Consider the following 12,721-nt stretch of genomic DNA (forward strand, 5'->3'; position numbering starts at 1 on the left):
TAAATTAAACAAATAAAAAACAATTAAAATGAATTTAAAAGACATATTAAATTGGAGATATACCACAAAAGAATTTGATCCATCTAAATCAATTTCTAAAGAAAATATGGAGCAAGTAAAACATTTACTACAAATGAGTCCTTCAAGTGTTAATCTTCAACCTTGGCACTTTATTATCGCTGAAACTAGAGAGGGTAAAGCACGTATTGCAAAAGGCACTCAAGGTTTTTTCCACTTTAATGAACCTAAAGTAACTAATGCTTCAGCTGTTATTTTATTTTGTGTAAAGACTAATGCAGATGAAGATTATTATAAATATATAGCAGAGGTAGATGATAAAAATGGACGATTTCCTAATGAAGATGTTAAAAATGGATTTATAGGCGCCGTTAAAACCTTTGCAGATATTCATAAATATGACTTAAAAGATCTTCAACATTGGATGGAAAAGCAAGTATACCTTAACGTAGGAAGTTTTTTGCTAGGTGTTGCAAGTTTAGGTATAGATGCCACACCAATGGAAGGTATAGATGTAAAAGCATTAGATGAAGAATTTGGTTTAAGAGAAAAAGGTTATACCTCATTAGTTGCTGTTTCTATTGGATACAGGGTAAAATCCGACTTTAATTCTACTGATAAAACTCCTAAATCAAGATTGTCACAATCTGAAGTTTTTACAGAAATCTAAAAATATTAAAATGATTAAAACTGTCCTGTTAGCTTCATTTTTTTTAATGTTTACAGTTAAAATCAATGCTCAGACTTCAACTATAGATCACACAAAGACTAAAAACGAAGTAGTAACCACTGAACAAATAGAATGGAGCTGGCTTAATCCGTTACGTGGAGACAAAAGTCCAGCTGCGGGAAAACTTTGGGGCGATCGTACCAAAAACGAACCTTCAGGTTTTTTAGTAAAATTTAAAAAAGGTTTTTCATCTCCACCACACATTCATAATGTCACTTATCGAGGTGTAGTTATTAAAGGGTTATTGCATAACGATGATGAAAACGCAAAAAAACAATGGTTACCTACAGGATCTTTTTGGATGCAGCCTGCAGGCGAAACGCATATTACTGCTGCCAATGCTGAAGACAATTTAGCATATATTGAAATTCAAGAAGGTCCATATTTAGTAAAACCTACAGATGAAGCTTTTGATAATGGTGAACGACCAATAAATGTAGACCAACACAACCTCGTATGGTTAAATGCAAACGATATTACTTGGGTTACAAATAAAAGTGATATTGAAACTGCATTTTTATGGGAAACACATAAAAACAATAAACTTCAGGCTATTTTAGTTAAATTACCTGCTGGTTTTAAAGGTAATATTAAAAACCTAAGCGAGAATTTTAGAGCTATAATAATAAAGGGTAAAATAGTGCATCAAATAGAAAATAATAAGGTTATAAATGTGCTTGGAGCAGGGAACTACTTTAGTTCTAAAAAAGGAGCTAAACATACAATAGCTGTAAAAAACAACAAAGAGTCTATTCTCTACATAAGAAGCAACGGAGACTTTAAAATCCACTAACAAAAACCTAAAACACTAAATAACAGTGTTATAAATTTATTTTCATAATAAAAAAATATAAGAGCCACCAAATGTAAAACATTCTGTGTGGCTTTTATTTTTATAATTTATAAACTAGCTTAATAATTACTAAAAAAAATTACTCTTGCGCTTTTAGCATAAACAACAATGATTTTAAATTATTAACTTTATCAAAATACAATCATAAAAAACATATTTTCCAACATAAAACTAAATAAACTCATGAAAAAAGTACTTATTCTTTTTGCCCACCCAAAGTTTGAACAATCGAGAGTTAATTCAACTCTAGTTAATCGTTTAAAAAATAAAGTGCATGTAACTTTTCATGATTTATACGAAAACTATCCTAATTTTCATATTAATATACAGCGTGAACAAGAATTATTACTCCAACATGATATTATTATTTGGCATCACCCTTTATATTGGTACAGTAGCCCTGCTATTTTAAAACAATGGAAAGATTTGGTGTTAGAGTTTAATTGGGCTTATGGTCCTGAAGGAAAGGTACTTCATAACAAAACTATTTTTAATGTTATAACCACGGGCGGTTCTCGAGAGGTATATTGTACCGAGGGTTATAATACCTATACAATTAACGAGTTTTTAAGACCATATGAACAAACTGCTAAATTATGTGGAATGAATTATTTATCTCCATTTGCAGTAATGGGTACACATAATTTATCTGATGAAGATTTACTGGATTATACCAACCAGTACGAACAATTAATAGATTTATTACAAGGTGATTTTAATACAACGCAATTATCAAATTGTTCTTTTCTTAACGATTTAGAAATTTTAACAACCTAAGGTATGTCTGGAAATTTATTATTTGAAGCTATTGTATTTCTTGCTGGTGCTATTATTTGCGTTTCTATAGCAAAACGATTAGGGTTAAGTTCTGTTATAGGTTATCTACTAGCTGGTGTACTTATTGGTCCATATGTACTTGGCTTTATTGGTGAAGAAGGTGAAGATATTCTACATTTTGCTGAGTTTGGAGTAGTTGTAATGCTATTTTTAATAGGATTAGAAATTGAACCTAAAAATTTTTGGAATATGCGAAAAACTATTCTCGGTATGGGGGGAATACAAGTCGCTTTAACAATTGGCTTAACTTATATATTGTTTACATTTATAGGTTATGAATGGCAAGTAGCATTGGCCATTAGTATGGCTGTTGCTTTATCATCCACCGCAATAGCTTTGCAGACCATTAAAGAAAAAGGCCTAATGAATACCACTTTTGGCTCTAGCTCCTTTTCCATACTATTATTTCAAGATATCATTGTAATATTTATGATTGGTGCTTTACCACTATTAAGTAATTCGTCGGAACACACAAGTAATGAAGCTTCTCATTCAGCATCAACTTTAATTCAAAGTTTACCTATTGGTTTACAAACATTGGCAATTATACTTTCTGTTGTGATTATTATTTTAGCTGGTCGTTTTATAGTGGTACCAATGTTACGCAAAGTAGCTAAAACTGGCGTTAGAGAGTTATTAATAGCTTCTGCTTTTTTAATCGTTTTTGGAATTTCATACTTAATGGAATTTGTTGGTTTAAGCCCTGCATTAGGTGCTTTTTTAGGTGGTGTTGTTTTATCTACTAGTGAGTTTAAACACGAGCTAGAAAGCACACTAGAACCATTTAAAAACCTTTTACTAGGACTCTTTTTTATGGCGGTTGGTGCGTCTATTAACTTTGTAGTTATTGCGAATAGCCCGTTAACTATTAGTGGTATTTTGCTCGTTATTATTATTATAAAAGCATTGGTTTTATTTATTACAGGTCGTATTTTTAATTTAAAAATAGACCAAAATATACTGCTTACTTTTAGTTTAGCTCAAGTTGGTGAATTCGCTTTTGTTTTATTGTCTTTCGCCTTTCAGCTTAATATTTTAGAACAAGAGCAAATGGACATAATGTTAGTGGTTACCGCAGTTTCAATGTCCTTAACACCTATTTTAACAGTAGTAAACGAACGTTTAATTCTTCCAAGAATTGGCACCAAAGAATTTATTAAACGACCTATGGATCATATAGCTAAATCTCAAAAAGTCATATTAGTAGGCTTTGGTCAGTTTGGTAGTACTGTTGGACGTTTTTTACGTTCACATGGTGTTGAAACAACTATTTTAGATTTTGATTCTAATCGTGTTGATTTTCTACGAAAAATGGGGTTTGAAGTATATTATGGAGATGCAACAAGAGAAGATTTATTAGAGTCTGCTGGAATAGCTGAGGCTAAAATTTTAATTTGCGCTACTAATGAAGTTTCTGTTTCTAAAGCAATTTCAAAAATTGTAAAAAGAAAGTATCCACATATTGAGTTAATGGTTAGAACTAAAAGTAGATTTGATGCTTATGAATTACTTAATTTAAATGTTAATAATATTTACAGAGAATCATTAGATACCTCTTTAGCATTAGCAAGTGATGCTCTTAATAAATTAGGTTTCAGAAAATACACCTTAAATCGTCAGGTACAGAACTTTATTAAATATGATGAAGCCAGTTTAAAAAGATTAGCAGCAGATCCTAATAGAAATGAAAATTATATTTTTAAAGCTAGAAAAGAACTAGAACAACAAGAACAATTATTGGAAGATGATTTTAAAAGAGGAATTGTTACCTTTGATAAACATTGGGATGGAGAACATATTCGAAATATATTAAGTAAAAATAAAAAAAGTAAAAACTCTTAATTTCTGAGTGCTTTATTTTGTGTGCATATAAAGTTAAATTTATCATATTTAACTTAGAATATAAAAGCCTTCGTTTTTTGAAACGAAGGCTTTTATACTTTATACTTACTTAAAAGTATAAATTTTATTTAACTCTTTTTTCATAACTAATAAGCTCTAGTAATTCATCCATAACGTCATTACATATTACAACTGAATTATGAGTACAATTTTTTAGAGCAATTGGGTCAAAACCTTTTACACTTATTCTTGAAGGACTAAATTCTTTACTCTGTAAATGTGTATACATATTTAAGGCTGCTTTGGAACTAGCATAAGCTGTCATACAATAATTAGAATAACAAAATGACTCATCCGACATTTTATTAAGGTCTCCCATAGCGCTTGTAACATTAATAATTCTAGGGTCTTCACTTTTCTCAAACAAAGACTTTAATATTTTTACAGTACGCATTACAGCAAAAACATTCATCTCATAAAGAGATTTTACCTCTTCAATATTTATTTGTTCTATTTTCTGACCAAAACCATTAGCTTTTTCAACATTGTTAAACAATAAATCTAAATGACCAAATGTATTAATAATTGTGTTTTTTAACTCAAAAACACTTTCGTCAGATGTAAAATCTGTTTTAACTAATTTGTATTTATGCAAATCATCTGTCTCTATAGACAGGTTATCAAAACTATCTTGGGTTGCAGCTAGAATAACGTTGTACTCATTTTTAAGTAAAGTATTGGCAAAAGTTCTTCCTAACCCATTGCCAGAATCTGTAACTACTGCTGTTCTTTTTACATTCATACATTCTAATTTTAATAATCAAATTTAAATATAAATTAACTTAAAAAATAACCACTTTCTTTACTAAGGCATTTAAAATTAAAAGCTCTATTTTTAAACTTTTGGTAAGTGGTTAAATAATAATTTACATGCCCTCTTGTCTAAAACGGTTTGGTGTAGTACCGCTTAATTTTTTAAAAAATCTGGTAAAATGCGTTGGCTCTTGAAAATTTAAACGATAGCCAATCTCTGCAATATCTAAATCTGAAAACTTCAGTAAACTCTTGCTTTCTAACAATAAACGGTTTTGTATAATATCTTTAGCGCTTTTGCCTGTTTGTTTTTTTATCATAGTGGTTAGATAACTTGGTGTAATATTTAATGCTCTAGCATAATCGCTTACATTTTTAGTATCAACATACATTTTTTCTACCAAATTTTCAAACTTCTGTGTAATAATTTGCTCTCTAGATAAATTGTTTTGAGTAGATTTATGTCGTTCATAAATAGCCTTACAATAGTAGAGTATCGACACCAGCATACCTTCCAACATTTTTTCTTGATAAGGGTGTGGGTTTTCAAATACTGAAACCATACGTTTTACATCAAACAGCAAAGAATTCATTTCATCTTCTGTCATCATCAACACTTGATTTTCAGTCATTTTTAAAAACGGAAAATCATCTGTTAACTTAGGTATTCCATTTATTAAAAACTCCTTTTTAAACATTATGTTATACCCTGCAATATCTTCATCTCTAATCCAAGACACCACTTGTCCTGGAACTGTAAACCACAAAGGGTGATTTCCTAAGTCTAACCAATCTGTATTAATGTTTAATCGGCTGTTACCAACATAGGTTAACAAAGCTATTTGAAAAAAATCTTGTCTATATGGAGGCATGCATCGACTAGAAGCAGGCTCTAACTCATCAATTGCGTGAACATCAAAATTAGGTATATGACTTCTATGAGGAAAACCAATAGCTTTATATAAATCATTACTATTTTTAAAAACAGGAACTTGTGTTTTAGACATATTGTTCTGTTGATTAAATACTTTTTTGGTAACGAAACGACCCTATATCGGTCGTTCCGTTTTGCATTTCATTACTTAATTTATTGTAGTTTCTTTTTGCTTTAATTGCATCATTTTTGCATCTATATCTTCTTCTGTTATAATATCCCATCCACCACCTAAAGTTTTATATATAGCAATTAAATATGTAGTTGCTGCAATTTCGCTTGTTGCTAATGAATTTTCTGAAACCAACATGGTATTTTCAGCACTTAAATAATCTATAAAATTATCTAAACCTGCCTCGTAACGTTGTTTAGCTATGGTAGCTGCTTTAGCACTGGCTGCTGATGACGCGCGTAAATTTTCTCGTCGCTGTAACTCGTTAACATAATTTGTTAATGCAGTTTTGGTTTCTTCTAGAGCTTTTAAAACTGTTTTTTCGTACTTATTTAAAGCTGCAAGCGTTAATGCATCATTTTCTTTAATTCGTTGTTTTACACGACCTAAATTAAAGGCTTCCCAAGATATACTAGGTAAAATACTCCATGTAAAAGACTCTTTTTGTGCAAAGTTAGAAAAATCTACTGCCGAAAACCCAATAGAACCACCAAATTGTACTTTAGGATATAAATCAGCTACCGAGATATTGTATTTTGCAATCTGGATTTGCAAGGTTGCTTCGGCACTTCTAACATCTGGTCTGCGACGTAACAACTCGTTAATATTATCATCTAATGCAACCGATTCAGGTAAGCTTGGTAATGGCTGTTCTGTTAATAAGGTATCATCTATCTCTCCTGGTATTTCGCCAATTAACACATTTAAACTATTTTTTAAGGCTTCAATACGTGCTTTTAAAGGATGAATTGTAGCTCTGGTATTTTCTAATTGTGCCAATGCTCTTGAAACATCTAAATTACTACTTGTACCAGCTTCTAATAATTTTACTGTTAAATCGTAAGTATTTTGTTGACCTTTTAAATTACGTTTAGCAATACCTAACATGTGTTGTGTACCTCGTAACTCCATATAGTTTCTAGCAGTTTCTGCAAACATGCTAATGTATACGCTTTGCATATCTGCTAAAGCTAATTGACTGTTAGCATAAGCGCCTTTAATACGGTTAGACACACGACCAAAAACATCGGCTTCCCAAAATGCATCAAAACTACCATTAAAGTTATTGTACGTTGGGTTTGCACCGGGTACAAAAACATTTTCTCCTAATCGTGTTCTGGTATAATTACCGTTTAACGTTACCGTTGGAAAACGGTCTAATTTTGTGTTTTTTAAAAAGGCACGAGATGCTTCAAAATTAGCTACAGCAACATTAATATCTAAATTATGCTGCATAACTTTATTAATTAATGTATCTAAAATAGGGTCATTAAATTCTGTCCACCATTTTTGAGCAGTTTCTTTACTTACAAAAATACCCTCCTTTACATTATCTTTTAAAAAATAGTTAGATACATTCACACCAGACTGCACATTAAAATCGCGCTTTGTAATACCACAAGATGTTAGTATTATAGTTAGCACGACAAGATTTATATAGTTTATTTTTTTCATTATTATACTGTTTTTTTTGGAGTTGTCCATTTTCTACCTAAATAATAAAATACAGGTGTTAAAAAAATACCAAAGATGGTAACTCCTAGCATTCCACTAAATACTGCGATACCTAAAGATACACGTAATTCTGCACCAGCACCGGTTGAAATTGCTAATGGTACTACTCCAAGAATAAAAGCCATTGCTGTCATTAAAATAGGACGTAAGCGCAATTTTGATGCTTGTATAACGGCTGTTTTTAAATCTGTTCCCTGGTCTTCTAATTGTTTTGCAAACTCAACAATAAGAATCGCGTTTTTACTTGCTAAACCAACTAATACAATTAAACCAATTTGTACCATAATATTGTTGTCTAATCCTGCTAAATCAATACCAACAATTGCCGACAGTAATACCATAGGCACAATAAAAATAACCACTAATGGTAAAACTAAATTTTCAAATTGAGCAGCTAATAATAAGAATACAAACACCACAGCTAATAAAAAAGCGATACCTGCTGTGTTACCCGTTTGTTTTTCTTGGTAGGCCATTTCTGTCCATTGATATGAAATTCCCTGTGGCAAAATTTCTTTTGCTAATTGTTCCATACGCTCTAATGCCTGACCTGAACTGAATCCTGCAGCGACATCTCCATTTAAAGATGCTGAAGGATACAAGTTAAAACGTGGTATTCTAGCTGGACCAGAAATATCTTTCTGTGTAGCTATGGTTCCTAATGGCACCATTTCTCCTTTATTGTTACGTACTTTAATACGAGTAATATCGTCTGGTGTTAAACGGTTTGGTGAATCTGCCTGTGCTGTTACTTGAAAGGTTCTACCTAAATAATTAAAATCGTTTACAAATGCAGACCCCATATAGATTTCCAATGATTGAAATATTTCATTAATATTAACTCCTAATTGTTGCGCTTTGTTTCTATCGATATCTAAATACAACTGAGGTGTTTTGTCGTTAAAAAAAGTAAACACATTACTTAAAACAGAGTCTTGATTGGCAGCCAATGCTAAATTATTTGTAGCTTCTATTAACGCTGCTGTACCCAAGTTAGCACGATCTTGCAGCATCATTCTAAATCCACCAGCATTACCTATTCCTGCAACCGATGGAGGTGGAATAATAAATACAACCGCATCGTCTACAACAGCTACTTTACCACGCAATGTATTTAATAAATTGTGGTAATCAATTCCTTTTTTTGTTCTTTCATCAAAATCTTCTAATGTTATAAAAATAGCTGCTGCATTTGATGAATTGGTAAATGAAGGTGCATCAAATCCTGTAAAAGATACAGCTGTTTTTACACCATCAGTATCTAAGGTTAAACCTAAAATGTTTTTTACCACCTCATCAGTTCTACTTATTGAAGAACCAGGGGGTAACTGTACTACCGTTACAAAGTACTGCTGATCCATTGCTGGTACAAACCCTTGCGAAACACGACTGAACTCAAATCCTGTTAAAGCTATTAATCCACCATAAATTAGCATAACCATAGTACTTGTACGTATTAATTTTTGAACACTACTACCATACTTTTCAGAAATCGTATCCATAAAACGATTGAAGGTATTCCCCAAAAACACAAACGGCTTTAATACCAATGGTGTATTTTTCTTTTTAATTTTATCTTCGTGTCGCATTAATAAAGCTGCCATAGCTGGACTTAAAGTTAACGATACAAATACCGAAATAGCTGTTGCCACAGCAATGGTTACTCCAAATTGTTTATAAAACTGACCTGAAAATCCGTCTAAAAAAGCAGTAGGAATAAAAACAGCTATTAACACCAATCCAATTGCTATTAAAGCACCTCCAACTTCGTCCATAGTTTTAAAAGCTGCTTCTTTTGGTGAATAGCCTTCTTCGAGATAACGTTCCATATTTTCTACTACTACAATTGCATCATCTACCACAATACCAATGGCTAACACCAACCCAAATAAGGTTAAGTTGTTAAGAGAAAAACCAATACCTTGCATAATAGCAAATGTACCTACCAATGATACCGGAATTGCTAAAATTGGAATAATAGCTGCACGCCATGATTGTAGGAATAATAAAATTACTAAAATCACAAGGATTACGGCTTCTAAAATTGTACTGTATACTTGATCTACCGATTTTTGAATAAATTCGGTGGGGTTATATTCTATCTTGTACTCCAAATCTTCTGGAAAGCTTTTGGATAACCTTTCCATAGTTTCTTTAATACTTCTAGCGGTTTCTAACGCATTACCTCCTGGTTGTTGAAAAATAGGCATAGCAATTGCTGGCTTCTTGCCTAAATAGCCTTTTGTAGCGTAATTTTGTGCACCTAATTCAACACGACCAACATCTTTAAGTTTTACTATTCTGTTATCTTCTGCTGATTTAACGATCACATTTTCAAATTCTTCAGGTGTAATTAGTTTTCCTTGCGTCTGAATATTTACCTCGAATGCTGATTGCGTGCCTGATGGTAAGGTGTTTAATGTACCACTAGCTATTTGTACGTTTTGAGCACGTAAGGCTGCAACTACTTCACCAGCTGTCATATCTAAATTAGCAATTTTATCTGGGTCTAACCAAATACGCATGGCGTATTCTGCCGCTCCAAAAATTTGGATATCACCAATACCTTTTAATCGTGCCAACTCATCTTTAAGCTGTAACGTAGCGTAATTACCCATATAAATCTGGTCATAGGTCTCATTAGGTGAAATTAAGTTAACCAACAGTAAAATATCTGGTGATATTTTCTTTGTAGTGATTCCTAAACGTCTTACCGATTCTGGTAAACGTGGTTCTGCGATAGCAACTCGGTTTTGTACTTGTACTTGGGCGCGATCTAAATCTGTACCCAGTTCAAAGGCAATTTGTACTGTTACTCTACCATCAGCTGATGATTGGGAAGTCATATAAATCATACCTTCAACACCATTAATTTCTTTTTCTAAAGGCGCTGCTACAGTTTCTGACAGTGTCTTGGCACTCGCACCAGGGTACATAGCAACTACTTCTACCGTTGGTGGGGCTACATCTGGAAACTGTGAAACGGGTAATGAAAAATAGGATAAACCACCAACAATAAGTATGAGTACACTTAGTACTGCAGCAAATATTGGTCTTTTGATAAATATGTGACTAAATTTCATTGTATTTTGTTAAAATTTGAACATAACTCTAAGATTTTCATATCCTTATTTAAAGACATAAAACTATAAATGAGTTTATTTTTTAATATGGTTTTACTACTAACTTGTTATTGATTTACAGTTAGCTTTTTGGGATTTCTAAATTAGTTTCAACGGGGGTAACTACTGTACCTGGCCTAATTTTTTGAATATTATTAATTATCAACTTATCTGTTTCTAATAATCCTTCTCTAACAATACGAAATCCGTTAGAATGTAATGGTCCTAAAATGATGTTTTTACTGGTTACAATATTGTTTTCTCCTAAAACATAAACATATCGTAGTGACTGGTTGGTACCAATAATATCCTCTGGTATCATAATCGCTTTATGTGCTGTGCTTTCACTTATTCTAGCTTTACCAAACATTCCTGGCTCTAACAGTAAGTCTTTATTTGGTAAAATGGCTCTGTTTTCTATTGTACCTGTACTATTATCAATTTGATTATCTACGAAGTCTATTTTTGCTTTGTGTAAAAACTCATCTTCATCTTGAAGTTTAATATGTACCGGAAGTCCGTCTGTGCGAACCGCTTTTCTTTCTCCATTATTTGCCAATCGTACATAACGCAAGTAATCAGACTCGCTGCTTGTAAAATAAAAGTGAATAGGGCTTGTAGCTACAATAGTGGTTAATAATGTAGAATTTGAAGAACCTCCATCTATAAGGTTTCCTTCGTTCACACGATCTCTACTCACTAAACCTGAAATTGGAGCTTTAACACGTGTAAACTCTAAATTTAATTTAGCATCAGCCACGTGTGTTTCCGACACCTGAATACTAGCTTTAGCATACTCTAGAGCTTGTTTTCTACGATTGAATTCTTCAATAGATACTGCACCTGTTTCCTTTAAATCTTCGACACGCTTAAAATTGTCTTGTGCAATTTCTAAATTTGCTTTGGCTTGAGCTAAATTGGCATTAGCTTTATTTAGGGCTATTTTAAAAGGTCTGTCATCAATAATAAAGAGCGTCTGTCCCTTTTTTACAATTTGTCCAGCTTTAAAATTTACACGCTCTAAAAAACCACTTACACGTGCACGAACTTCTACTTTATTACTTGCTTCGAAACGTCCTGTATACTCATCCCATTCCGTAATAGTTTTGTATATAGGTGTTGTAACTTTTACAGGTAACTTTTGAGAAACTAATTCTGTTTTTTTTACTTCTGAAGAACTAAATGCATAACTAGAAACTATAACTATAAATAAGCCTATAATTGTGTAAGTTAATACTTTATTTTTTTGGGAAGTATTCTTTTTTTTCATCTTAAATTAATCATTTATTATTTGAAGAGCAAAATTAATTTAGATGTTAATGTCTTTTTTAACCAAAACTTTTGCAGGAATGACCAAAATTTAATCTTTTGCTTATTTAGCTACTAAAAAAATACTATTAAATGTTAAAAGCTATTCTACAAAAAAACGCAACCCCTTCGGATTGCGTTTTATATTTTTTGTTGTATCAAAATTATTCTTCGTTAAATAATTGCTCTTTATAAGCTGCTTTTTGAATTTGAGCTCTTCTTGTTACTGATGGTTTTACATATTGCTTTCTTTCTCTTAATTCTTGTAAAACTTTTACGTCTCTAAATTTTCGTTTATAACGTTTCAAAGCTCTATCAATATTTTCGCCTTCTTTTACTACTATTCTTAACATATGATATGGTTTTTAATTATTAAATCTTACAACATGAAAGTAACTTCACAGCACTTCATAAGAAGTTCTATGATTTTTATATGATATTATTTTTTTGATTAAAAATTCTATTGAAAATAAATTTATAAAGAAACTGAAGACTAAAAAACTGATGTATAACAGAAAAATAGTGTAGAGACTTGTAGATTTTCTCCTAAAAAAAGGATAGAACATTAATATTATGA

General features: G+C 31.8%; 10 protein-coding genes. 4 read left to right on the forward strand and 6 right to left on the reverse strand.

Features of this window, described 5'->3' with window-relative positions; all coding sequences use genetic code 11:
- Positions 1-28: 28 nt before the first annotated feature.
- The 4 genes from nfsB (at position 29) to NH341_RS06275 (ending at position 4,280) form a co-directional block, all read left to right on the forward strand.
- Positions 29-688, forward strand: coding sequence for an oxygen-insensitive NAD(P)H nitroreductase (nfsB, locus tag NH341_RS06260; protein ID WP_253056051.1), 660 nt, complete (start codon positions 29-31; stop codon positions 686-688).
- A gap of 10 nt (positions 689-698) precedes the next feature.
- Positions 699-1,541: a DUF4437 domain-containing protein gene (locus tag NH341_RS06265; RefSeq protein ID WP_159613137.1), complete on the forward strand. Its 843-nt coding sequence runs from the start codon at positions 699-701 to the stop codon at positions 1,539-1,541.
- Positions 1,542-1,784: 243 nt separating this feature from the next.
- Positions 1,785-2,378: an NAD(P)H-dependent oxidoreductase gene (locus NH341_RS06270; RefSeq protein WP_047788399.1), complete on the forward strand. Its 594-nt coding sequence runs from the start codon at positions 1,785-1,787 to the stop codon at positions 2,376-2,378.
- A gap of 3 nt (positions 2,379-2,381) precedes the next feature.
- Complete coding sequence (locus NH341_RS06275; RefSeq protein ID WP_253056053.1) at positions 2,382-4,280, forward strand: monovalent cation:proton antiporter-2 (CPA2) family protein; 1,899 nt, start codon at positions 2,382-2,384, stop codon at positions 4,278-4,280.
- A 124-nt stretch (positions 4,281-4,404) separates the two neighbouring features.
- Here the strand turns inward: NH341_RS06275 and NH341_RS06280 are convergent, their stop codons facing one another.
- The 6 genes from NH341_RS06280 to rpsU all read right to left on the reverse strand — a co-directional run bounded on the left by NH341_RS06280 (position 4,405) and on the right by rpsU (position 12,497).
- Positions 4,405-5,082, reverse strand: a complete 678-nt coding sequence (locus NH341_RS06280; protein WP_253056055.1) for an SDR family oxidoreductase — start codon at positions 5,080-5,082, stop codon at positions 4,405-4,407.
- A 124-nt stretch (positions 5,083-5,206) separates the two neighbouring features.
- Entirely contained in the window at positions 5,207-6,100 is an 894-nt protein-coding gene (locus tag NH341_RS06285) for an AraC family transcriptional regulator (RefSeq protein ID WP_073181540.1), read from the reverse strand.
- 75 nt (positions 6,101-6,175) lie between these two features.
- A complete protein-coding gene (locus tag NH341_RS06290) occupies positions 6,176-7,654 on the reverse strand; it encodes an efflux transporter outer membrane subunit (RefSeq protein ID WP_253056057.1) in 1,479 nt (492 codons plus the stop codon).
- A 2-nt stretch (positions 7,655-7,656) separates the two neighbouring features.
- Positions 7,657-10,797 carry an efflux RND transporter permease subunit gene (locus tag NH341_RS06295; protein ID WP_253056059.1) on the reverse strand — a complete coding sequence of 1,047 codons (3,141 nt, stop codon included), beginning with the start codon at positions 10,795-10,797 and terminating at the stop codon, positions 7,657-7,659.
- Between the two features lie 121 nt (positions 10,798-10,918).
- Entirely contained in the window at positions 10,919-12,106 is a 1,188-nt protein-coding gene (locus NH341_RS06300) for an efflux RND transporter periplasmic adaptor subunit (protein ID WP_159613143.1), read from the reverse strand.
- Between the two features lie 202 nt (positions 12,107-12,308).
- Positions 12,309-12,497: a 30S ribosomal protein S21 gene (gene rpsU, locus NH341_RS06305; protein ID WP_047788404.1), complete on the reverse strand. Its 189-nt coding sequence runs from the start codon at positions 12,495-12,497 to the stop codon at positions 12,309-12,311.
- Positions 12,498-12,721: the final 224 nt, after the last annotated feature.

The sequence above is a fragment of the Tenacibaculum sp. XPcli2-G genome, assembly GCF_024124505.1.
Taxonomy (GTDB): Bacteria; Bacteroidota; Bacteroidia; order Flavobacteriales; family Flavobacteriaceae; genus Polaribacter; species Polaribacter mesophilus.